Source organism: Kitasatospora sp. NPDC001132, from assembly GCF_053598415.1.
Genome location: NZ_JBSFKF010000042.1, coordinates 16,095 through 38,593 on the forward strand (window position 1 = coordinate 16,095; position 22,499 = coordinate 38,593).

The 22,499-nt window shown below is 74.3% G+C and carries 15 protein-coding genes and 1 pseudogene; 12 read left to right on the plus strand and 4 right to left on the minus strand.

Going from position 1 to position 22,499, the window contains the following annotated elements; translation table 11 throughout:
- Positions 1 to 69: 69 nt before the first annotated feature.
- Positions 70 to 621: a hypothetical protein gene (locus ACWDBE_RS35015; protein ID WP_449809957.1), complete on the minus strand. Its 552-nt coding sequence runs from the start codon at positions 619 to 621 to the stop codon at positions 70 to 72.
- Positions 622 to 874: 253 nt separating this feature from the next.
- On the opposite strand from ACWDBE_RS35015, the gene ACWDBE_RS35020 reads away from it, so the two are divergent.
- Positions 875 to 2,743 carry a serine/threonine-protein kinase gene (locus ACWDBE_RS35020; RefSeq protein WP_449809958.1) on the plus strand — a complete coding sequence of 623 codons (1,869 nt, stop codon included), beginning with the start codon at positions 875 to 877 and terminating at the stop codon, positions 2,741 to 2,743.
- Positions 2,744 to 2,771: 28 nt separating this feature from the next.
- Here ACWDBE_RS35020 and ACWDBE_RS35025 read toward each other — a convergent pair whose 3' ends face one another.
- Entirely contained in the window at positions 2,772 to 3,299 is a 528-nt protein-coding gene (locus ACWDBE_RS35025) for an SHOCT domain-containing protein (protein WP_449809959.1), read from the minus strand.
- A 57-nt stretch (positions 3,300 to 3,356) separates the two neighbouring features.
- Here ACWDBE_RS35025 and ACWDBE_RS35030 point away from each other — a divergent pair, with 57 nt between their 5' ends.
- The 8 genes and pseudogenes from ACWDBE_RS35030 (at position 3,357) to ACWDBE_RS35065 (ending at position 15,796) form a co-directional block, all read left to right on the plus strand.
- On the plus strand, positions 3,357 to 4,481 hold the full coding sequence (locus ACWDBE_RS35030) for a protein kinase domain-containing protein (protein ID WP_449788199.1): 1,125 nt from the start codon (positions 3,357 to 3,359) through the stop codon (positions 4,479 to 4,481).
- A gap of 161 nt (positions 4,482 to 4,642) precedes the next feature.
- Complete coding sequence (locus ACWDBE_RS35035) at positions 4,643 to 6,373, plus strand: serine/threonine-protein kinase (protein WP_449788200.1); 1,731 nt, start codon at positions 4,643 to 4,645, stop codon at positions 6,371 to 6,373.
- 93 nt (positions 6,374 to 6,466) lie between these two features.
- On the plus strand, positions 6,467 to 8,098 hold the full coding sequence (locus ACWDBE_RS35040) for a succinic semialdehyde dehydrogenase (protein ID WP_449809960.1): 1,632 nt from the start codon (positions 6,467 to 6,469) through the stop codon (positions 8,096 to 8,098).
- 90 nt (positions 8,099 to 8,188) lie between these two features.
- Positions 8,189 to 9,994 (plus strand): GMC oxidoreductase, encoded by a 1,806-nt coding sequence (locus tag ACWDBE_RS35045; protein WP_449788202.1) that lies wholly within the window; start codon positions 8,189 to 8,191, stop codon positions 9,992 to 9,994.
- A gap of 383 nt (positions 9,995 to 10,377) precedes the next feature.
- Positions 10,378 to 11,946 carry a hypothetical protein gene (locus tag ACWDBE_RS35050; protein ID WP_449809961.1) on the plus strand — a complete coding sequence of 523 codons (1,569 nt, stop codon included), beginning with the start codon at positions 10,378 to 10,380 and terminating at the stop codon, positions 11,944 to 11,946.
- A gap of 990 nt (positions 11,947 to 12,936) precedes the next feature.
- Entirely contained in the window at positions 12,937 to 14,532 is a 1,596-nt protein-coding gene (gene guaA / locus ACWDBE_RS35055; protein ID WP_449809962.1) for a glutamine-hydrolyzing GMP synthase, read from the plus strand.
- A 214-nt stretch (positions 14,533 to 14,746) separates the two neighbouring features.
- Positions 14,747 to 15,274 (plus strand): annotated as a pseudogene (locus ACWDBE_RS35060) (DoxX family membrane protein); the annotation flags it as partial.
- Between the two features lie 237 nt (positions 15,275 to 15,511).
- A complete protein-coding gene (locus ACWDBE_RS35065; protein WP_392914443.1) occupies positions 15,512 to 15,796 on the plus strand; it encodes a QcrA and Rieske domain-containing protein in 285 nt (94 codons plus the stop codon).
- A 44-nt stretch (positions 15,797 to 15,840) separates the two neighbouring features.
- Here ACWDBE_RS35065 and ACWDBE_RS35070 read toward each other — a convergent pair whose 3' ends face one another.
- Entirely contained in the window at positions 15,841 to 16,050 is a 210-nt protein-coding gene (locus tag ACWDBE_RS35070) for a hypothetical protein (RefSeq protein WP_449788204.1), read from the minus strand.
- Positions 16,047 to 17,498 (minus strand): PspC domain-containing protein, encoded by a 1,452-nt coding sequence (locus tag ACWDBE_RS35075; RefSeq protein ID WP_449809963.1) that lies wholly within the window; start codon positions 17,496 to 17,498, stop codon positions 16,047 to 16,049. Before ACWDBE_RS35075 ends, ACWDBE_RS35070 begins: the two co-directional genes overlap by 4 nt.
- 263 nt (positions 17,499 to 17,761) lie before the next feature.
- On the opposite strand from ACWDBE_RS35075, the gene ACWDBE_RS35080 reads away from it, so the two are divergent.
- The 3 genes from ACWDBE_RS35080 to pcrA all read left to right on the plus strand — a co-directional run bounded on the left by ACWDBE_RS35080 (position 17,762) and on the right by pcrA (position 22,493).
- Positions 17,762 to 19,096 (plus strand): ATP-binding protein, encoded by a 1,335-nt coding sequence (locus tag ACWDBE_RS35080; RefSeq protein ID WP_449809971.1) that lies wholly within the window; start codon positions 17,762 to 17,764, stop codon positions 19,094 to 19,096.
- Entirely contained in the window at positions 19,089 to 19,793 is a 705-nt protein-coding gene (locus ACWDBE_RS35085) for a LuxR C-terminal-related transcriptional regulator (RefSeq protein ID WP_449788206.1), read from the plus strand. The genes ACWDBE_RS35080 and ACWDBE_RS35085 overlap by 8 nt, the downstream gene beginning before the upstream one ends.
- 84 nt (positions 19,794 to 19,877) lie before the next feature.
- The gene (gene pcrA / locus ACWDBE_RS35090) at positions 19,878 to 22,493 is read left to right on the plus strand and encodes a DNA helicase PcrA (RefSeq protein ID WP_449788207.1); all 2,616 of its coding nucleotides are present in this window, start codon (positions 19,878 to 19,880) and stop codon (positions 22,491 to 22,493) included.
- Positions 22,494 to 22,499: the final 6 nt, after the last annotated feature.

The following is a 22,499-nucleotide window of genomic DNA, read 5'->3' on the forward strand; positions in this document are numbered from 1 at the left end:
GGCCTTCGGGCTTTTCGGGCGCGCGGGCTCCGGCCCGCGCGCCCGTGGGCCTTCCCGGGTGCGGGGTGGTCAGCTGCGGGTGGCGGCGCGGCGGGTGAGGAGGTAGCCGCCGATGAGGGCGATGGCGTAGAAGGCGGCGTCGAGGGGGCGGAGGTCGGCGCGCCAGGTGGTGACGGTGTCGTTCAGGAGACCGTGGGGGGTGGGGGCTCCGGGGTGGACGCGGCGGAGGTGTTCGATCAGTTGGCCGAGGAGGAGGGCGCCGGCGGCGAGGAGGGCGCCGAGTAGGGGGAGTAAGCGGCCCTGGCCGCCGAGGCGGCCGAGCGGGAGGGCGACCAGGCCGGCGGGGGCGATGGCCAGCCAGCCGAGGCTGTCGGCGGCGCGCAGGGGGGCGCTGCCGTAGGCGAGGCCGCCGAGGAGCATGGCGAGCAGGGCCAGGGACACGGCCAGGGCGGTGCGGCGGCGGGGTGCGGGTTCGGCGGGTTCGAAGCCGGGGACGTGGGCGCCGGGCATGCCGGGGGCGATGTAGCCCTCGGGGGCGGCCGGGAGCGGGGCGACCGAGTAGTGCTGGGCGGTGCGCGGCCGGGTCGATGGGCCGTCAGTGCCCGGTGCGGGTGCGGTCATGGGCGTCGAATCCCCCCGGAAAGACGATGAGCTGCCGAACGGTAGCAGTGACCGGGGCAGATCTTGGCGAGTTTTCGATCACAGATCGGGCACGGAGCGCCGCACCCGTTCCGGTTCGTCCCGGCTTGTGGCGGGGGGTGGGTGGTCGAGGGCCCTCGGGACAGGGGATGATGGAGGCTTGGGCGTTCGGGACCCAGGTCGGGCCGACGCGCCGTCACCACGACCGCCGGCAGCACATGGGGGAACGTTCCGAATGACCCAGGCGCAGGGTTCCACCGGCCGCCTCCTGGCGGGCCGCTACCGCCTGAACGGCGTGCTCGGGCGCGGTGGCATGGGTACGGTCTGGCGCGCCGAGGACGAGATGCTGGGCCGGACCGTCGCGGTCAAGGAACTGCGGATGAACGCCAGCGTCGAGGAGGAGGAGAAGCACCGGCTGATCACCCGGACGCTGCGCGAGGCGAAGGCGACCGCGCGGATCCGGCACGCCTCGGCGGTGACGGTCTTCGACGTGGTCGACGAGGACGACCGGCCGTGGATCGTCATGGAGCTGGTCGAGTCCCGTTCGCTGGCCGACGTGGTGCGGGAGGACGGGCCGCTGTCGCCCGGCCGGGCCGCGGAGATCGCGCTGGACGTGCTGGGCGTGCTGAGCGCCGCGCACGCGCTGGGCATCCTGCACCGGGACGTCAAGCCGTCCAACGTACTGATCGGCGAGGACGGCCGGGTGGTGCTCACCGACTTCGGCATCGCCAGTGTGGAGGGCGACGCCTCGGTCACCTCGACCGGGATGCTGGTCGGCGCGCCCTCGTACATCTCGCCGGAGCGGGCCCGTGGGCAGAAGCCCGGGCCGCCGGCCGACCTGTGGTCGCTGGGCGGCACGCTGTACGCGATGGTCGAGGGACGGCCGCCGTACGACCGGGGCTCGGCGCTGGCCACGCTGACCGCGGTGATGACCGAGGACCTGGTCCCGCCGGTGAACGCCGGGCCGCTGCTGCCGGTGATCGAGGGGCTGCTGGCGAAGGACCCGGCCGAGCGGCTGGACGCCTCGCAGACCCGGTCGATGCTCAAGCGGGTGGTCGCGGAGTCGACCTCGCGGGCCGAGTCGACCACCCAGCACGCGGTGCCGTTGGAGAAGCCGGTCGAGGCTCCGGAGCCCGCGGAGAAGGAGAAGGAGCCGGAGCAGGCGGAGGACGGCAGCAAGCGTCCCGTGGGCGGGCTGCTGGGGACGGTGCGGGTCGGTAGCCGGGCGCAGGACGGGGAACCCGCCGAGAAGCCGTCGGGGGATCCGGCGCCGGAGTCGATCCGTCCGGTGACCAGCGAGTGGACGATGGGCGCCACCCAGGCGGCCGGGGCCGATCCGCGCACCGGCCGGCGGCGGCTGGCCATCGCCACCGTGATCGTGGTGCTGCTGCTGATCGCGGGCGTGGTGGCGGTGATCCGGATGGTCGGCAACGGGGACGCCGGGTCGGGCGACGGGGCCACGCGGAGCGCGGGGGCCACCGCGCCGGTGGTGGCCGGTACGGAGCCGGCGGCGAGCGAACCCGCGCCGGCGCCCGCCCAGCCGACCAGTGAACCGGCCGCGGTGCCGGACGCGCCCGTGCAGTCCGCCGGTTCGCCGGCGGCTCCCGCGCAGCCCCCGGCGCCGGCGCAGCCCGCACCGGCGCAGCCCACGCCGGCGGGGGTGCCGGCCGGGTACCACGAGTACAAGGACCCGAGCGGCTTCTCGGTCGTGCTGCCGGACGGACTGCAGCCGACCGGGTCGGACGCCAACCGGCGGATCTTCAAGAACGCGGCCGACGGCAGTCAGCTGCGGATCGAGTGGACCACGTCGCCGGGGGCGAGCGCGGTCGCGGACTGGCAGGAGTCGGAGCCGAACGTCCGCGGTCAGGTCAGCAACTACCAGCGGCTGAACCTGGCGGCGATCACCTACCGGCAGTGGACCAACGCGGCGGACTGGGAGTGGACCAACGGCACGCCGAAGACGCACTCGCTCAACCGCGGCTTCGTGACCGGCACCCCGGCCAAGTACGGGTACTCGATCTACTGGATCGTCCCGGACACCGAGTGGGCCGCGCAGGCCCCGGTCCGGGACGTCGTGTTCAACAGCTTCCAGCCGGCGCCCTAGGTGTAGAACTGCCGGTCGACGACGGGCCCTAGCCGATCAGGCGCTGCTTGGCGCGGGTGAACTCGTCCTCGGTGAGGGCGCCGGAACCGTGCAGGGCGGCCAGTCGTTCCAGCTGGCCGATCAGCTGTTCGCCGGTGGCGTCCGCGGCCGGTGCGGTGGGGAGGGCCTTCGGGGTGTTGCGGGCGGTCCGGGCGGCGGCCCGGAGCTGTTCGGCGAAGAAGCCGGCCTTGACCACGTCCTCGAAGCGGTGTGAGCCGGTGAGCGCCACCACCAGGAGCACTTCGCCGTTGAGCTTGGTACGGGTCACGGTGACGTCGGTGACGGCGGCGAGCGGAACCGGGACCGGCGGCTTCCCGTCCTTCAGGAAGAGCAGTCGATGGGTGGTCAGCACCAGCACTCCCTTGCGGAAGTGGTCGGGGTGGCGCCCGGCGGTCGAGGCGACCGGCTTCTCGCCGTCGATGATGTTCGCCTCGACGTTGCGGACCGCCTCGGCGCGGTTGCCCCTGCTGTTTCCGGATGCCTCGAAGGCGGTGTCGATCAGATCGGTCCAGTCCATGGGATCGAGCCTAAGGGAGCCGCTCAGTAGGCTGGTCGGCGAGCGAGAGGAACTGGCATGCGAGGCGGCCCCGGGTTGTTGCTGGCGGGGCGGTACCGGCTGACGGACCGTCCCGAACCGCTGCGCGCCCGCGCGGTGGACGAGCGGACCGGTGAGTCGGTGCTGCTGAGTGCCCTGGAGCTGCCGGCGGTGCTGACGGTGGGCCAGGATCCGGACGAGGCCGCCGCCGCGCGGGCGGACCGGCTGGTGCGGCGGGTGGCGGCGGTCGGTTCGGCCGCGCCGGTCGGGCACCCGCGGCTGCTGCGCGGGGTCGGCGCGTTCGTCGAGGACGAGCTGCTGTGGACGGTGGAGGAGCGGCCGGCCGGGTGGACGGTGGCCGAGCTGCTCGCCCAGGGGCCGCTGCCGCCGTACCGGGCGGCCGAGTTGGCGGCGGACCTGGCCGGGGCGCTGCGGGCGCTGCACGCGGCCGGGCTGACCCACGGCGCCCTGGCCGCGGAGTCGGTGCTGGTCTGCGAGGACGGCGCGGCGATGCTCGGCGGGCTGCTCGCCGGGGTGGCGGAGGAGGCGTTGGCCGAGGAGCTCGGCGGGCCGGGCGGGCGGCAGCGGTACGAGGTGCGGGCCACCCTGGTCGGCCCGGTGGCGGAGCGCTGGCCGTTGGACGGCGGCCCGGCGGGCGACTGCTGGGCGCTCGGGGTGCTGACGCAGCGACTGGTCACCGGCCGTGCGCCGTACCCGGAGCGGGACGTGCCGGAGTTGGTGACGGCCGTACGGGACGGGCGGCGGGAGCCCTCGGTGGTGTGCGGGCCGCTCGGGCCGCTGGTGGAGCGGCTGCTGCAGCCCGATCCGGTGCGGCGGCCGACGGCGGAGGCGGTGCGCGGGGAACTGGCGGAGCTGTTGGCGGGGGCGCCGGAGCCGGTCGACGAGGAGCGGGCGGCGGCGGTCGCGGCGCTGGACCCGGCGGCGCCGGCGGTGCCGCGGCAGCCGCGGGTGCGGGGCGGGAGGGCCGGGCGCTCCGGGGCGCGGGGGAGTGCCCGAAAGGGCGGCAACGGCGGGGACTTCGGGGCAGGAAACGGGGCGAAGCCGCCCCGGATACCCCCCTCCCTCTTGGGGCCGTTGCTGGTGGGCGGGGTGTTTGTGCTGCTCGCGCTGGGAATTGTCGCGGTGGTGCTGTTCGCGGGCTGACGATCCGCTCGGATTCCGGCATTGCGGTCCAGGGGGTGGGCGTGATTACCGGGGGCGGCAAGGTGCGCCTAATGTGTGCGTGGGATTTGTTCGAACAGTGGTCTGCACCAGGCCCTCCGTCGCGGTGACGGCAGGCGGAATGTGTGGGGGAGCGGGCGCAGATGGGCGTGCAGGACCGGCCGGAGGCGGCCGAGGCGGAGCGGTTGCTGGCCGGGCGGTACGAGCTCGGCGAGCGGCTCGGCCGGGGCGGCATGGGCACCGTCTGGCGGGCCTGGGACCGGATGCTCGACCGGGAGGTCGCGGTCAAGGAGCTGACCGTCAACCACCTGCCCGAGGAGGACCTCCAGATCCTGCACACCCGGATGAAGCGCGAGGCCAGCGCGGCCGCGCGGATCAAGCACCCCGGTGTGATCACCGTGCACGACGTGCTGGAGCAGGACGGCCGGCCGTGGATCGTGATGGAGCTGGTCGACGGCCGCTCGCTGGCCGACGTGATCAGCCAGGACGGCACCCTGCAGCCGCGCGCCGCCGCCGAGGTCGGCAGCCAGGTGCTGGCGGCGCTGCACCGCGGCCACCAGCTGGGCGTGCTGCACCGGGACGTGAAGCCGGCCAACGTGCTGCTGGAGCGCGGCACCGGGCGGGTGGTGCTGCTGGACTTCGGCATCGCGAAGTACGAGGGCTCGACCGAGCTGACCCGGCCTGGCGACCTGGTCGGCTCGCCGGACTACCTGGCGCCCGAGCGGGCCCAGGGCGAGCGGCCCGGGCCGGCCTCGGACCTGTGGGGCCTCGGGGCGACGCTGTACGCGGCGGTCGAGGGCCAGTCGCCGTTCCGGCGGGACTCGCCGATCACCACGCTCGCCGCGGTGGTGGACGAGCCGCTGCCGGAGTCGCGGCGGGCCGGGCCGCTGGGGCCGGTGCTGGCCGCGCTGATGGCGAAGGACCCGGCGGAGCGGCCGACGGCGGACGAGGCGGCCCGGATGCTGGCCGAGGTGCAGGCCGGGCACACGATGGGCCTGAAGTCGGTGGCGTCGGTGCGCACGCCCACCCAGTCGGTGCCGGTGGTGGACCGCAGCGAGGGGCCGACGCCGGCCGCGGAGCCGGTCGAGGGCTCCGAGGAGCCGACCGAGCCGAAGGCTCCTGCCCCCGCCCCCGCCGAACCGGACACCACCGAGGGCGCACAGGACGCGGCCCGGGCGCACACCGCGCCCGTCGCGCCGGTGCCGCACCCGTACGCGCCCGCGCGTGGACCGGCCAAGCGCCGCAACCTGCTGAAGATCGTCGGCATAGCCGTGGGCGTCGGGCTGCTGGCCGCCGCGGGCACCTTCCTCGTCACCCGGCACGTGGTGGGCGGCGGCCCCGTCGAGGACCCGACGCCCACCGCGGTCGAGTCCACCGGGCCGGAGCCCACCAGCGACGCCTCCCCCGCGGTGGCGCCGCCCAACGGCTACCACTGGGTCGACGACCCGGCCGGCTTCCGCTTCCCGCTGCCGAACGGGACCCCGTCCTGGCAGCGGATCAGCTCCGGGGACAACCAGATCTACTACACCCCCGACGGCAAGGTGCACTACCTCCAGTTCGCCGTCACCGTCGGCCAGTCGGTCAAGCCGCTGGAGCACATGCGGCAGATGGAGGCCAGCCTCTCCAAGTCGCTCAAGGACTACAAGCAGCACCGGATGGCCGGCACGGCGGTGAAGGGCCAGGAGGCGGCGGTCTGGGAGTTCAGCTACGCGGCCAAGGAGGGCGGCCGCCGGCGCGCGATCGAGACCGAGTTCATCAGCCAGGACGGCACCAGCTACGCGATCTACTCGTCCAGCCCGGAGAAGGGCAGCGAGTGGAACGAGGCCGAGCAGCGCTTCTACGCGGTGCTCAACAGCTTCACCCCGATCCGCTGACCGGGCCGGGCGGCGCCCGCTTTCACCCGACTGGGGCAGATTCTTGTTACCCACGGGTACCGGACCGGCCGCCGAGCGCCTAGGCTGCGCCGTATGTCGGACCTCACAGCAGATGCAGTGGCCACCGAACACTCCGGCGCCGGCAACCCGGCGGCCCCCGGCGGCGGCCGGACCGTCACCGCGGCCGTTCCGCCGTCCCTGGTCGCCAGGCTGGCCTCCGGCGTCACCGCCACCGGCGAGCCCGACCTGGTGGAGACCGTCGCCCCGCTGACCGGCGAATGGCTGGCCAGCCTGCCGCAGTCGACCCCGGCCGACGTCGAGGTCGCCTTCCAGCTGGCCCGCCGCGCCCAGGCCGCCTGGGCCGCGCTGCCGGTGCGCCGCCGGGCCGCCGTCCTGCTGCGCTTCCACGACCTGCTGCTCAGGCGGCAGGACGAGGTGCTGGACCTCATCCAGGCGGAGACCGGCAAGGCCCGGCTGCACGCCTTCGAGGAGGTGCTGGCCGTCGCCATGGCCGCCCGGCACTACGGACGGGCCGCGCACGGCTACCTCAAGGACAAGCGGCGCGGCGGCGCGCTGCCGGTGCTCACCCACGCCGTCGAGGCCCGCCGCCCCAAGGGCGTGGTCGGCCACATCTCGCCGTGGAACTACCCGCTGGAGCTGTCCATCGGCGACGCCCTGCCCGCCTTCGCGGCCGGCAACGCGGTGGTCAACAAGCCCGACACCCAGACCGCGCTGACCGCGCTGTGGGCCCGGGAGCTGCTGGTCGAGGCCGGGCTGCCGGCCGACCTGTGGCAGATCGTGATCGGCGACGGACCGGTGATCGGCCCCGCCGTGGTGGAGCACGCCGACTACGTCTCGTTCACCGGATCCACCCGCACCGGCCGCGACGTCGCCCAGCGCGCCGCCGCCCGGCTGGTCGGGGCCTCGCTCGAACTCGGCGGCAAGAACGCCATGTTGGTGCTCGCCGACGCCGACCTCGACGCGGCCGCCGCGGGCGCCGTCCGGGCCTGCTTCTCCTCCGCCGGACAGCTGTGCATCTCGATCGAGCGGCTGCTGGTGCACCGCTCGGTGGCCGACGAGTTCCTGGAGCGCTTCGCCGCCCGCACCCGGGCGCTGCGCCTGGGCGGCGGCCTCGCGTACGGCGCGGACATGGGCTCGCTGGTCTCCGCCCGTCAGCTGGAGACCACCACCCGGCACGTGGACGAGGCGGTCAAGGCGGGCGCCACCGTGGTGGCCGGCGGGCGCGCCCGGCCGGACCTCGGCCCGTTCTTCTTCGAGCCGACCATCCTCGACGGCGTCACCCCGGACATGGCGGTCTGCGCCGAGGAGACCTTCGGACCGGTCGTCTCCCTCTACCGCTTCGACACCGACGAGGAGGCGGTCGCCGCCGCCAACTCCACGCCGTACGGCCTGAACTCCAGCGTCTGGACCAGGGACCTGCGGCGCGGCCGGACGGTCGCGGCCCGGCTGCGCACCGGCACGGTCAACGTCAACGAGGCCTACGCCGCCGCGTACGGCTCGGTCGGCTCGCCGATGGGCGGCATGGGCGACTCCGGGCTGGGCCGCCGGCACGGCGCCGAGGGCATCCTGCGCTTCACCGAGGCGCAGACCATCGCGACCCAGCGGCTGGTGCCGCTCGCGCCCTCGTTCGGCCTGGACGACAAGCAGTTCGCCGCCGTGATGACCGGCGGGCTGCGGGCGCTCAAGGCGCTGCGCTTCAAGTAGGACCCGACCGCGAACCGGGCCCCGCCGGACGGTCGGGGCCCGGTTCGCGGTACCCACAGGCAGGTTCACCCGGCGAAGGAGCGGTGGCAGATGGTGCAGTCCGGCGGTGCGGCGGAGTTCGACTACGACGTGGTGGTGGTCGGGTCCGGCTTCGGCGGTTCGGTCGCGGCCCTGCGGCTGACCGAGAAGGGCTACCGGGTCGCCGTCCTGGAGGCCGGGCGGCGCTTCGACCGGGACGAACTGCCCAGGAACTCCTGGGACCTGCCGAACTACCTGTGGGCGCCGCAGCTCGGGCTGTACGGCATCCAGCGCATCCACCTGCTGGCCAACGTGCTGATCCTGGCCGGCGCCGGGGTCGGCGGCGGCTCGCTGAACTACGCCAACACGCTGTACGTGCCGCCGAAGGCCTTCTTCGAGGACCGGCAGTGGCGCCACATCACCGACTGGCAGGAGGAGTTGGCGCCGTTCTACGACCAGGCGCAGCGGATGCTCGGGGTCCGGCTCAACCCGACCGTCACCCCCTCGGACGTCCACCTCAAGGCGGCCGCCGAGCGGATGGGCGTCGGCGACACCTTCCACATGGCGCCGGTCGGGGTCTTCTTCGGCGACGGCGGGGACGCCGGGGGCAGCGCCAAGGCGGCGCCCGGCGGCGAGGTCGCCGACCCGTACTTCGGTGGCGCAGGCCCGGCCCGCAAGGCCTGTGTGGAGTGCGGCGAGTGCATGACCGGCTGCCGGCACGGCGCCAAGAACATGCTCACCGAGAACTACCTCCACCTGGCCGAGAAGGGCGGCGCGCAGATCCACCCGCTGACCACGGTGGCCCGGATCCGGGAGATCGGCGGGGCCGACGGGAGCCGCGGCTACGCGGTGGACGTGCGCCGCACCGACGCGCGCTCGAAGACCGACCGGGTGAAGGCGGGCGCGCGGACGATCACCGCGGCCCGGGTGGTCGTCGCGGCCGGCACCTACGGGACCCAGTCGCTGCTGCACCGGATGCGGGACGGCGGCCACCTGCCCCGGATCTCGGCGCGGCTGGGCGAGCTGACCCGCACCAACTCCGAGGCCCTGGTGGGCGCGCAGACCACCGACCGGTGCTACGGCGCCAAGGCGGACTTTACCAAGGGCGTCGCGATCACCTCCTCGATCCACCCGGACGCCAACACCCACATCGAGCCGGTCCGCTACGGCAAGGGCTCCAACGCGATGGGCGCGCTGTCCATCGCCCAGGTCAAGGGCGGCGGAACGATTCCGCGCTGGCTGCGCTACCTGGCGAACTCGGCGCTCCACCCGTTGACCTTCGCCCGTTCGATGGACCAGCGCCGCTGGTCCGAGAAGACGATCATCGGCCTGGTGATGCAGTCGCTGGACAACTCGATCACCGTCTCGCTGAAGAAGGGCCCGCTCGGCAAGGCCCGGCTCACCTCCACCCAGGGCCACGGCGAACCCAACCCGACCTGGATCCCGGCGGCCGAGCGGGGCGCCCAGGCGCTGGCCGACGAGATCAACGGCTTCGCCGGCAGCACCGTCGGCGAGATCTTCGACATCCCGATGACGGCGCACTTCCTGGGCGGCTGCCCGATCGGCGACGCCCCCGAGACCGGCGTGGTGGATCCGTACCACCGGCTGTACGGCTACCCCGGGATCAGCGTGGTGGACGGTTCGGCCGTCTCCGCCAACCTGGGCGTCAACCCCTCGCTCACCATCACCGCGCAGGCCGAGCGTGCCCTGTCGATGTGGCCGAACAAGGGCGAGGCGGACCCGCGCCCGGCCCAGGGCGAGGAGTACCGGCGGGTCGCGGCGGTCGCGCCGGTGCGGCCGGCCGTGCCGGAGGGCGCGTTCGGCGCGCTGCGGCTGCCGCTGCTGCCCGTCCCGGAGGTCCCGAAGAAGCGCGACTGAACCCGTCCTGCGGGCCAATCCGCCTGCCCCGGTTCCCGGTTGACATCCGTTCGGGTCCGATGGGATAAACGGGCTCCCTGGGGCCGCCAGGGACTCGTCGATCGGGGGGAGCGCGGGCCATGGCCGACTGCGCATCGTGCGGCGCGACTTCGCAGGAGGGGGCGGTCGTCTGCGGTTCGTGCGGGCGGCCGTCGGCGCCCCCGCCCCCGCCCCCGCCGGCGGGCGCCCCGCCCGCCGCACCGCCCGTCCCGCCCTCGTACGGTCCGCCGCCCGGTGCCCCCGGGTACCCGCCGCCCCCGCCGCCGCCCGTCGCCGGGCCGCCCGCGGTGGGCAGCTGGGGCAGCGGGAACCCGTACGAGCCGCGGCGCGGGCCCTCGCCGGTGATGCGCTGGCTCACCGGATCGGACTGGCGCCCGGCGCTCCGGGCCGCGATCGCCCCGACCGGCGTGCTGCTCGTGGCGGCGCTGATCACGGCCGTCCCGAGCGGCTACGACTACGACGCGTTCATCGCCTCGCCCGGCTACGGCGACCGGTTCGGCGCGGCGCTGGCGATGACCCTGAACGCCTTCGGCGCGCCGTTCCGGCTGACCGGGCACCCCGCGTCCAGCCGCGACACCCTGGACGACCTGGAGCTCGCGTTCCGGGTGCTGCCGATGACCGTCACCGTGCTCTGGGCACTGGCGCTCTGGCTCGGCCTGCGGGCCGGGGCCCGCGGGCGCAAGGCGGCCGGCGCCCAGCTGACCCGCGGCCAGGCCGGTGGCGAGGCACTGCGCACCGCCGTGGTGCTGGCCGGGGTGGCGCTGCTGATCGGGCTGGTCGGAGGAACGACCTGGCATCCGGCGGACCGGTTCGACGACGAGTCCGGCTACCCCCTGCGGAGCACCGGCATGAGCTTCGGCGCGGACTCGGGCTGGGTGGAGGCGGTCGGGTGGACGGCCCTGCTGGCCGCCGCACTGGCCTTCGCCGTCCACGGCACCGACGCCCTGCGCTGGGCGGCCTGGCGCAACCGGTCGGTGCGCGGCTGGGCGGTGGCCGCGCTCACGGCGGGCCAGGCGCTGGCGCTGGCGGTCGGCCTGGCCGCACTGGTGGCCTTCGTGCTGGTCGCGGCGAACAGCAAGGAGGGCGTGGAGACGGCGGTCTCGCTCGCTTTCCTGCCCAACCTGGGCCTCCTCCTGCTCGGTTTCGGCTCGGGGTCGACCTGGCGGGTGCACTCCGGGCTGTCCGGCCAGGGCGAGAGCTGGGGCGACCGCAGCAGCGACGCGGAGATCTCCTTCCTCGACCTGCACGACGCGGCCGCGGACTGGCGCTGGTGCGGCCTGCTGGCGCTCGCCGCGGCGGGCCTGCTCGGCTGGTCCGCGTACCGGCGCCGACTGGACGCGGCCGACCGGCTCCGGCTGGCGGCCGTGTACGGGGTGGCGCTCACCGCGCTGATGGCGGTGGCCGGTGCGCAGATGACCAGGACGATGTCGATGCGGGGCTGGACCTCCTCGGCCCGCGTGGACATGTCCCAGGAGACCTCGGTCGGCCTGGTGTTCCTCAGCGTGCTGCTGGCCAACCTGGTCTGGTCGGTGGTCGGCGCGGTGCTGGTGCCGCCGCTGCTGGCGGCCGTCCGCGGCCGGGGTGTGGGCGCGCCGCAGACCGCGGTGCCGTACGCCGAGTCGCCGTTCGCGTCCGCCCAGGGCGCTGGAGCCCAGGGCGCCGGCGTGCAGGGTGCCGGGGCCCAGACCGGCGGGCCGTACGCGCAGGTGCCGCCGCAGGCGCCGTACGCGACGCCGGGGGCGCCGGTGGCACCGGGCCACGGCGTGCCGCCGCAGTCCGGCGGGCCGAGCGAGGTGCTGGACTCGCACCCGGCGCCGCCCGCTCCGGCCGGCGGGACGTCGGCGCCCGGCGCGGTGCCGCCGCCCCCGGGCCAGGAGCCGGTCGACCCGAGCGTCTGGCGCGAGCACCCCTGACTCCGGGCGCCCCTGACTCCGGGGCTCCCGAAAAGGGCAAAGGGCCCCGCGGGGGAACGGGGCCCTTTGTCGTTCAGCACTCGGCGTCAGGGCCGCGCCGGTGCTGCGGTGACGGCGCCGGGGGAGGAGCGCCGTCGTGTCGGTTGGCTTCGGGGTGCGCCGTGCGGCTCCGGCGTGGGTGGCCGGTCGCGCGGGGCGCGGACGTCCGTGGGCGGCGGGTCGGTGCGCAGGTCTGCGCCGGGCCCGCGCTCACGGAGTGTGAGCGGTAAGCCGCTGCCGCCTCCCTGCGGCGCGGCTGCGGAGAACGCCGTCGCGGGCCTCCTCGGCGAGCCGTGAGGCGCCGGGAGAACCGCTTACAACGAGCATCGTGCTGGACGAGGGGCTCGCTCTGCAACCGGTTCGGCACAGTTCGGCACAGAGCATTTCCCGTCGAGCCCGCCGCTGATGATCACGGTGAGTAGCGGTTCGGGTGGTTGTGGCGCACGGGGACGCGCGTAGCGGCGCCGGCTGGACGGGGGAGTGCGCTCGGGCGCGCACCGGATCGGACCGGGGGTGTGACGACCGGTCCCGGGCGTCCCCGGACCCCGGCCGTCCCACCTCTCGGCCCAGTCGCGGCCGGGTTCGCTGTCCCCTGCTGGCCGGCCGCGGCACCCGCGCACGGTCCCACGGAGCCGTGCGCCCGGCGGGCCGGGCGGCGGCACCACGTGCGCCGGTGTACTGGGGTGAAGCTCCACGCGTGGTCCTGCTGCCGTACGGCGGTGCCCCCGCGGGGGCGGCGGCGCGTCTGGCGGACGCGGCGCGGCCGTACGTTCGTCAGAAGCAACGAACCGCCGCCCCGCGCGGTCACGGTCCATTGGACGTGCAGACGAGTGAAACCGGACAGCCCGGTAGAATCGGTGTCCAGACACCCCACACCGTCCGCCGCAGCCGCAGCCCCGCCGGGGAGGCGGCCACGCGCGACACCTCGATACCGCTGCCGGAAGGCCGTCCGTGTCCTCTGCAATTCCCGTCCAGTCCGCGCCGGACAACGACCCCGTCCTGGTGGTCGACTTCGGCGCCCAGTACGCCCAGCTCATCGCCCGTCGGGTGCGTGAGGCGCGGGTCTACAGCGAGATCGTGCCGAGCAGCATGCCGGTCGCCGAGATGCTCGCCAAGAACCCCAAGGCGATCATCCTCTCCGGCGGCCCGTCGTCGGTCTACGAAGAGGGCGCGCCGCAGATCGACCGCTCGATCTTCGAGGCCGGTGTCCCGGTCTTCGGCATGTGCTACGGCTTCCAGCTGATGGCCAAGAGCCTCGGCGGCACCGTCGACAACAACGGCGCCCGCGAGTACGGCCGCACCCCGCTGACCGTCTCCCGCGCCGGCTCCACCCTGTTCGAGGGCGTCCCGGCGCAGCACTCGGTGTGGATGTCGCACGGCGACGCCTGCTCCGCCGCCCCGGAGGGCTTCACCGTCACCGCCTCCACCGACCTGGTCCCGGTCGCGGCCTTCGAGAACGACGAGGCCCGGCTCTACGGCGTCCAGTACCACCCCGAGGTGCTGCACTCCGACCACGGCCAGCAGGTCCTGGAGCACTTCCTCTACCGCGGCGCCGGCATCGCCCCGACCTGGACCACCGGCAGCGTGGTCGACGAGCAGATCGCCCTGATCCGCGAGCAGGTCGGCGACAAGCGCGCGATCTGCGGCCTGTCCGGCGGCGTGGACTCCGCGGTCGCGGCCGCCCTGGTCAACAAGGCCATCGGCGACCGGCTGACCTGCGTCTACGTCGACCACGGCCTGATGCGCAAGGGCGAGACCGAGCAGGTCGAGAAGGACTTCGTGGCCGCCACCGGCGTCCAGCTGAAGGTCGTCGACGCCTCCGAGCGCTTCCTGAACGCGCTGAAGGGGGTCACCGACCCCGAGGAGAAGCGCAAGATCATCGGCCGGGAGTTCATCCGGGTCTTCGAGCAGGCCCAGGCCGAGATCGTCGCCGAGGCCGGCGAGCAGGGCGAGTCGGTCGACTTCCTGGTCCAGGGCACCCTGTACCCGGACGTGGTGGAGTCCGGCGGCGGCACCGGCACCGCCAACATCAAGTCCCACCACAACGTCGGCGGCCTGCCCGAGGACCTCCAGTTCCAGCTGGTCGAGCCGCTGCGCAAGCTGTTCAAGGACGAGGTCCGGATGGTCGGCCAGGAGCTGGGCCTGCCGGAGGAGATCGTCCAGCGCCAGCCGTTCCCGGGCCCGGGCCTGGGCATCCGGATCGTCGGCGAGGTCACCAAGGAGCGCCTGGACCTGCTCCGCGACGCCGACGCGATCGCCCGCGAGGAGCTGACCGCGGCCGGTCTGGACCGCGAGATCTGGCAGTGCCCGGTCGTGCTGCTCGCCGACGTCCGCAGCGTGGGCGTGCAGGGCGACGGCCGCACCTACGGCCACCCGATCGTGCTGCGCCCGGTCTCGTCCGAGGACGCCATGACCGCCGACTGGTCGCGCCTGCCGTACGACGTGCTGGCGAAGATCTCCACCCGGATCACCAACGAGGTCCGCGACGTGAACCGCGTCGTCGTCGACGTCACCAGCAAGCCGCCGGGCACCATCGAGTGGGAGTAGCACTCCCACCGGCCGACGGGAGGTTTCCGCGTCCCTGAGGCCGATGCCTGAACGGCCGCGCCGTCGTTCCCGTAACGGAGGGAGCGACGGCGCGGCCGTTTGTGGTGCGGGCGCCGCTCGTCGGGAGGGACCTCCCACCGAAAGCGGCCGGGAGCGGGCAGAATGCGGACCGGACCTGTCAGGCGGTGGCAGGCGGCGAGGGAAGGTGTGAGGGATGTCGGAGGCCAGCAACCCGGTGCCGGCAGGCGGGGGAGCGGCCGGTCCGGCCGCCCGGGCCGCGCAGCTGAGGGCGCGCGCGTCCAGGTACGCGCTGCTGCCGCTGCGGCTCTTCCTCGGCGTCACCTTCGTCTACGCCGCCCTCGACAAGCTCTCCGACGCCCACTTCCTGGCCGGGGCGGGCGACCCGGCCTCCTTCGTCTCGCAGACCCAGGCCGCCAAGGCGGGCGGCAGCCCGGTCTCCTTCCTGCTCGGCCCCGCCCTCGGCCACCCGACCCTGTTCGCGCTCGCCGTGGCCTTCGGCGAGCTGGCGGTGGGCCTCGGCACCCTGCTCGGCCTGTGGGGCCGGGTCGCCGCGCTCGGCGGCGCGCTGCTCAACCTCAGCCTGTGGCTGACGGTCAGCTGGAGCGTCTCGCCGTACTACCTCGGCAACGACCTGGCCTACCTGATGGCCTGGACCCCGCTGCTGCTGGCCGGCACGCCGGACCTGTCGGTGGACGGCTACCTGGCTCGCCGGGCCGCGCGGGACCGCGAGCGCGGGCTGGGCGAGGACCACGTCAAGCGCCGGGCCCTGGTGGACGGCGGGATCGCGGCCGTCGCGATCGGCGGGGCCGGGCTGCTCACCGGCTCGCTGACCCGTACCTTCGGCCGGGACGAGTCGGCCGCCGCCAAGCAGTCGGCGGCCCCGGTCGCCGACGCGCCGGCCCCCGACGCCGCGGTCTCGAACGCCTCGGCGCAGGCCCCCGCGGTGCCCGCCGCGAGCGTGCCGGTCGGCGGCGCGGCCCAGGTCAAGGACCCGGCCACCGGGGACGCCGTCTACATCGTGCAGCCCAAGGCCGGCCAGTACTGCGCCTTCTCCGCGGTGTGCACCCACTCGGGCTGCGCCGTGGACGCGCCGAAGAACGGCCAGCTGTACTGCCCCTGCCACGGCTCCCGGTTCGACGCCGCGACCGGTGCGGTGGTCAACGGGCCGGCGGTCAAGCCGCTGCCCAAGTACGCCGTCAGCAAGAACGGGGACCAGCTGACCCTGGGCCCGCAGCAGAGCTGAGGACCCGGGGCCGGGCGGGCGCGCTCGCGGCGCTCAGGGGGCGGTCAGTCCTCGCGGTCGGGCCGGCCGCGCCGGGCCACCGCCGCGACCGCGCCGGCCAGGCCGCCGACGCCGAGCACGATGAAGGCGACGGGGATGACGATCCGCCCGTTCACCGACCGGTCGTTGAGCGCCGCGACCAGGTAGACCACGGCGATCACGGTGAACAGCGCACCCGCGATCAGCGAGAACAGGTCGAGCCGGTGCTTCCTCACTGCTGGACCACCTTGATGTTGCCGAGCCCGAGTCCGAGTTCGAGATTGAGGGTGCCCTTGGCCGGCTGCCCGTTGGCAGGACCGATCAAGTAGGTGTGCCGTCCGGTGCTGTCGCTCCGGTCGTCGGGGGCGGAGACGTTGCCCAGGCCGACCCGGGCCACCACGTTCACCGTCACGTCGTCCGGCACGGTGACGGTGATGTCGCCGACGCCGAGGTCGACCTTGGTGGAGAGGGTGGCCCCGGCCGGGTCGACCGCGGACAGGTTCAGGTTGATCTTCCCGGCGGCCAGGTTGTACCGGTCGTGCAGGTCGGCCGCCGAGGCGACGGTCCACTCGCGGTCGCCGACGGCGTTGCGCATGGAGTCCGGCGCGTGGCCGACGAAGGCCAGCGCCAGGGTGAGCAGCATGCCGGTCACCGCCAGCCGGCGGGCCCGGCCGAACTTCGCGCCGACCAGCAGGGTCAGGCCCACCACCAGCAGCGCGGTGGCCAGCACCGTCGCGCCCAGCACGGTGGGGTTGTGGTGGTCGGCGGAGGCGGCCCAGACCGCGGCGCCGGCGCCGACCGCCAGCAGGAAGCCGAAGAAGCCGAGCGCCGAGCGCTCCCGGGGGTGCCGCACGGCGACGGGCGCGGGGCGGCGCTGGGCGTTCTCCTTGCGCAGCGGGTCGCCCTCGGGCAGGTCGGCGCGCTGCCACCAGGGCTGGGCCGGGCCGCCGGCCGGGGGCACGGGGGTGCCGTACGGCGGGGTCGGGCCGGCCGGGGAGGCGCCCCCGTACGGGTTGCGCTCGGGGTGGCGCGGGTCCCACAGGTAGCCGCCGGGGCCGGGGGCCGGGCCGTCGGCGGGGGTCCGGCCGGCGGGCCGGGCGGCCTCGTCCTGCTCCGGCCGCGGCCAGCGGTAGGCCCCGGTGCCGTCGGCGCTCGCGGCGCCGCCGGTGACCCCGGTGCCCTCCTGCCCGGGGAAGTGGCGGTCGTACGGGCCGCCGCGGCGGCGCTCGCGCCCCCGGCCCCGGCGGCGCTCCGGGTCGTAGCGCACCGCGAGGAAGACCAGGGCGGCGAGCAGCAGCAGCGGGAACATCTGGTCCCCGTCGCCCATCGAGGAGAAGAACACCCCGGTGCCGATCACCGTCAGCAGCACCGCGCCGACCGACTGGCCGTCCACCCGTCCGGTGAGCACCCGCTGGAGCTCGGTGCGCCCGCCGCGGCCCTTGGGCTCGCCGTCCGTCGGGACGATCAGCCAGGCCAGGCCGTACAGGAACAGCCCGAGGCCGCCGGAGAGGCAGAGCACCACCGTGACGATCCGGAACACCACCGGGTCGATGTCCAGGTGCCGGCCGAGGCCGCCGCAGACGCCGGCCACCACGCGGTGGTGCTCGGCCCGGGTCAGTGGCGGGCGGTCCGGTTCCGGCGGGGCGGCGGGCCCGGCCTCCTCGATGCGGGGGTCCTCGGTCATGGGCACCATCCTTCCGGCAGGGGACGGCCCGGCCCAACCGGGTCGATCCCTGTCCGTACCCTGACTTGTCCCTGATACGGGATGGGGACACACCCTGATGCGCCCGCGGGCGCCCGCGTGGAACCATCGGTGGCGTGGCAGCCCCCGGTACCGATCCCCGAACCATCGCCCCCGACGCCGTGCCGTCGGCCGGCGCCGACCCGAGCGCGCCCGACGGCGGTCGGCCGCCCTACCGGCGGCTCTACCGCAGTCCGCGGGGCCGGATGCTCGGCGGCGTCGCGCACGGCCTGGCGGTGCACCTCGGGCTGCCGGTGCGGTGGGTGCGGATCGCCTTCGTCGTGCTGTTCTTCGCGCAGGGGATCGGCGCGCTGCTGTACGCCGCGTTCTGGTTCGTGGTGCCGATCGGCATCGGCGAGCCCTCGCAGCGCGGCGGCGCCCAGTGGGTGTACGTCAACGGGGCGTTCGTCCCGGCCTCGCCCGGGGTGCAGGGCGGGCTGCTGAACAAGGGCGGCCAGGCCACCGGCTGGGTGGGCCGGATGCGCCGGCTGCTCCAGCACACCCTGCAGGGCGAGCCGGTGACCGCCCCCGCGGAGGGGGAGGAGGCCGGGCCGGCCGGCAAGGCCGGGCAGGGCGGCCTCGGGCAGCTCGCCGCCCTGGTGATGACCGTGATCGGCGTGATCGCGCTGCTCAACGTGCTCGGCTGGCAGACCGCCAAGCCGTACACCTGGCCGCTGCTGGCGATCGGCGTCGGCGTGGCGCTGGTCTGGCGGCAGGCCGACGACTCGCGCTGGCAGCGCTGGTTCGGCATCGAGGAGGGCGAGAAGCGGCGCGGCGCCTACACCCGGGTCGGCGCGGGCGTGCTGCTCGCGGTGGTCGGCACCATCGCGCTGCTCGCCATGCAGGGCAGCGGCTCCACGCTCGGCTCGGTGATCGAGGCCTCGCTCGCGGTGCTGGTCGGCGTGCTGGTGCTGCTCGGCCCGTACGGCCTGCGGCTCTGGCAGGACCTCGGGGCCGAGCGCACCGCCCGCATCCGCGCCCAGGAGCGGGCCGAGATCGCCGCGCACATCCACGACTCCGTGCTGCACACCCTGACCCTGATCCAGCGCAGGGCCGAGGACCCCAAGGAGGTGCTGCGGCTGGCGCGCTCGCAGGAGCGCGAGCTGCGGCTGTGGCTGTACCGCCCGGAGGCCGCCGCCGAGGCCGCGCCGGACACCATGGCGGAGACCCTGCGGGCCGCCGTCGCCGAGGTCGAGGACCGGCACGGCGTCCAGGTCGAGCTGGTGATCGTCGGCGACTGCCCGATGGACGAGAGGATCGCGGCACAGATGCAGGCCGCGAGGGAGGCGACCGTCAACGCGGCCAAGTACGGTGGCGGGGGACCGGTCCAGGTCTACGCCGAGGTGGAGGGGAGGACGGTGTCGGTGTTCGTCCGCGACCACGGCCCCGGCTTCGACCCCGACACGGTGCCCGAGGACCGGATGGGCGTACGGGAGTCGATCATCGGCCGGATGAAGCGCAACGGCGGCACCGCTCGGGTGCGGCCGGCGGCGGGCGGCGGTACCGAGGTCGAGCTGGAGATGGAGAGAACGGATGACTGAGGCAGCTCCGATGGGGGTGCCCCCAGCCGAAGGCCGGGGGCGGACCGCGCGGGTCGTACTGGTGGACGACCACCGGATGTTCCGGACGGGGGTCAGGGCCGAGATCGGCCGTACCGAGGTGACCGGCATCGACGTGGTCGGCGAGGCCGACGACGTGGACTCGGCGGTCCGCGTGGTCGCCGAGACCAGGCCGGACGTGGTACTGCTCGACGTCCACCTGCCGGGCGGCGGCGGCGTCGAGGTGCTGCGCCGCTCGGCCGGCGTGATGGGGGAGCAGGGAGGGGTCAAGTTCCTGGCGCTGTCGGTGTCGGACGCCGCCGAGGACGTCATCGGCGTCATCCGCGGCGGCGCGCGCGGCTACGTCACCAAGACCATCACCGGCACCGACCTGGTGAACGCGGTCTTCCGGATCGCCGACGGCGACGCGGTGTTCTCGCCCCGGCTGGCCGGCTTCGTGCTGGACGCCTTCGCCGCCACCGACACCCCGCCGGTGGACGAGGACCTGGACCGGCTCACCCAGCGCGAGCGCGAGGTCCTGCGGCTGATCGCCCGCGGCTACGCCTACAAGGAGATCGCCAAGCAGCTCTTCATCTCGGTGAAGACGGTCGAGAGCCACGTCTCCGCCGTGCTGCGCAAGCTCCAGCTGAGCAACCGCCACGAGCTGACCCGCTGGGCCACCGCCCGCCGCCTGGTCTGACAGGTCCGGGAGCCGAAGCCCGCCCGCCCCGGATCCTTCGGGGCGGGCGGGCTTGTCAGCGGGTGGCCATAGACTCGATGTGCCATGAGTAGCCTCTTTGACGACCTTCCGCTCCCCGGTTTCGAGGCCCCCGCCGCCGGGTCGAAGCAGCCCGCCGCTCCCGTGGACGAGGAGCCCCCGCCGTACGAGGACGACCTCCCGTACGACGCGTACGAGGAGGCCATCCCGGACGGGCTGTTCCAGACCGACCACGCCGCCGAGACGGAGCGGGACGCCTGGTACCGCAACGGCGCCGCCCGGGCGGTGATCGACCCGGCGCAACTGCTGGAGGGGATGAACGACCCGCAGCGCGAGGCGGTGCTGCACGCGGGCTCCCCGCTGCTGATCGTGGCCGGCGCCGGCTCGGGCAAGACCCGGGTGCTGACCCACCGGATCGCCCACCTGCTGGGCGCCCGCGGCGTGCAGCCGGGGGAGATCCTGGCGATCACCTTCACCAACAAGGCGGCCGGCGAGATGCGCGAGCGCGTCGAAGCGCTGGTCGGCCCGCGCGCCCGGGCGATGTGGGTCTCCACCTTCCACAGCGCCTGCGTGCGCATCCTGCGCCGCGAGTCCAAGCAGCTGGGCTTCACCTCCAGCTTCTCGATCTACGACTCGGCCGACTCGCAGCGGCTGATGTCGCTGGTCTGCCGTGACCTCGACCTGGATCCGAAGCAGTTCCCGCCGAAGTCCTTCACCGCGAAGATCAGCAACCTCAAGAACGAGCTGATCGACGAGGAGACCTTCGCCGACCAGGCCGCCAACCCGATGGAGAAGAAGCTCGCCGAGGCGTACGCGCTCTACCAGCGGCGGCTGCGCGAGGCCAACGCGCTGGACTTCGACGACATCATCATGACGACGGTGAACCTGCTGCAGGCCTTCCCCGACGTCGCCGAGCACTACCGGCGCCGGTTCCGGCACATCCTGGTCGACGAGTACCAGGACACCAACCACGCCCAGTACATGCTCGTCCGGGAGCTGAGCGGCGGATCCGTCGCGGCCGCGCCGAAGCGCACCGCGGACGGGGACTTCGTGAACCCGGCGGCCGCGCACCTCGCCGAGGTGCCGCCCGCCGAGCTGTGCGTGGTCGGTGACGCGGACCAGTCGATCTACGCCTTCCGCGGCGCGACGATCCGCAACATCCTCCAGTTCGAGGAGGACTACCCGAACGCGACCACGATCTTGCTGGAGCAGAACTACCGCTCCACCCAGACGATCCTGAGCGCCGCCAACGCCGTCATCGAGCGCAACGCCAACCGCCGCGAGAAGAAGCTGTGGACGGCCGGGGACCACGGCGAGAAGGTCGTCGGCTACGTCGCGGACGACGAGCACGGCGAGGCCCAGTTCATCGCCGACGAGATCGACCGGCTCACCGACAAGGGCGAGGCCAAGCCCGGCGACGTCGCGATCTTCTACCGGACCAACGCCCAGTCCCGCGTGTTCGAGGAGGTGTTCATCCGGGTCGGCCTGCCGTACAAGGTGGTCGGCGGGGTGCGCTTCTACGAGCGCAAGGAGGTCCGGGACGTCCTGGCGTACCTGCGGGTGCTCTCCAACCCCGAGGACACGGTGCCGCTGCGCCGGATCCTCAACGTGCCCAAGCGCGGCATCGGCGAGCGGGCCGAGGCGATGATCGACGCGCTCGCCGCGCGGGAGCGGATCTCCTTTGCCCAGGCGCTGGTGCGGGTCGACGAGGCGTACGGGATGGCCGCGCGCTCGGCCAACGCCGTCAAGAAGTTCAACACCCTGATGGCCGGGCTGCGCCAGGTGGTCGAGTCGGGCGCGGGCCCGGCGGCGGTGCTGGAGGCCGTCCTGGAGGAGACCGGCTACCTGGCCGAGCTCCAGGCGTCGACGGACCCGCAGGACGAGACCCGGGTGGAGAACCTCCAGGAGCTCGCCTCCGTCGCCCTGGAGTACGAGCAGGACCCGGGCGAGCGTCCGGACGCCGGGGAGGAGGGCACGCCGCCGGTCGGCTCGCTGGCCGACTTCCTGGAGCGGGTCGCGCTGGTCGCCGACTCCGACCAGATCCCCGATGAGGACGAGGACGGGCAGGGCGTCATCACGATGATGACCCTGCACACCGCCAAGGGCCTGGAGTTCCCGGTGGTCTTCCTGACCGGCATGGAGGACGGGATCTTCCCGCACATGCGGGCGCTCAACCAGGTCAAGGAGCTGGAGGAGGAGCGCCGGCTCGCGTACGTCGGCCTCACCCGGGCCCGCGAGCGGCTGTACCTGACCCGCTCGGTGCTGCGTAGCGCCTGGGGGCAGCCGGCCTACAACCCGGCCTCGCGCTTCCTGGAGGAGATCCCGGAGGCGCTGGTGGAGTGGAAGCGCACCGGGGCGGCCCAGGCGCCGGTCCAGCGCGGCTACTCCTCGGGCGCGTCCTGGGGCAAGTCCTCGTCCGGCGGCGGGAGTTCGCGCTCCTCGTCGTCGGCGGCGTCGCCCAAGGCCGGCTGGGGGCAGTCGGCGCGGCGCGGCGGCGGCCGGTTGGTGGAGCGCGAGGCCGTCTCGCTCGCGGTCGGCGACCGGGTCACCCACGACAGCTTCGGGCTGGGCACCGTGGTGGCCGTCACGGGCGTCGGCGACCGGGCACAGGCCACCGTCGACTTCGGCACCGACGGGCGCAAGCAGCTGCTGCTGCGCTACGCGCCGGTCGAGAAGCTGTAGGGCGTT

Bases quoted from the DNA above. Each gene is read 5' to 3' on its own strand.
- ACWDBE_RS35020 (WP_449809958.1), top strand. From the start codon at position 875: ATGACCCAGGCGCAGGGTTCCACCGGCCGCCTCCTGGCGGGCCGCTAC.
- ACWDBE_RS35030 (WP_449788199.1), top strand. From the start codon at position 3,357: ATGCGAGGCGGCCCCGGGTTGTTGCTGGCGGGGCGGTACCGGCTGACG.
- ACWDBE_RS35040 (WP_449809960.1), top strand. From the start codon at position 6,467: ATGTCGGACCTCACAGCAGATGCAGTGGCCACCGAACACTCCGGCGCC.
- pcrA (WP_449788207.1), top strand. From the start codon at position 19,878: ATGAGTAGCCTCTTTGACGACCTTCCGCTCCCCGGTTTCGAGGCCCCC.
- ACWDBE_RS35015 (WP_449809957.1), bottom strand. From the start codon at position 621: ATGACCGCACCCGCACCGGGCACTGACGGCCCATCGACCCGGCCGCGC.
- ACWDBE_RS35035 (WP_449788200.1), top strand. From the start codon at position 4,643: ATGGGCGTGCAGGACCGGCCGGAGGCGGCCGAGGCGGAGCGGTTGCTG.
- ACWDBE_RS35080 (WP_449809971.1), top strand. From the start codon at position 17,762: ATGCTCGGCGGCGTCGCGCACGGCCTGGCGGTGCACCTCGGGCTGCCG.
- ACWDBE_RS35045 (WP_449788202.1), top strand. From the start codon at position 8,189: ATGGTGCAGTCCGGCGGTGCGGCGGAGTTCGACTACGACGTGGTGGTG.
- ACWDBE_RS35075 (WP_449809963.1), bottom strand. From the start codon at position 17,498: ATGACCGAGGACCCCCGCATCGAGGAGGCCGGGCCCGCCGCCCCGCCG.
- ACWDBE_RS35050 (WP_449809961.1), top strand. From the start codon at position 10,378: ATGCGCTGGCTCACCGGATCGGACTGGCGCCCGGCGCTCCGGGCCGCG.
- ACWDBE_RS35025 (WP_449809959.1), bottom strand. From the start codon at position 3,299: ATGGACTGGACCGATCTGATCGACACCGCCTTCGAGGCATCCGGAAAC.
- ACWDBE_RS35085 (WP_449788206.1), top strand. From the start codon at position 19,089: ATGACTGAGGCAGCTCCGATGGGGGTGCCCCCAGCCGAAGGCCGGGGG.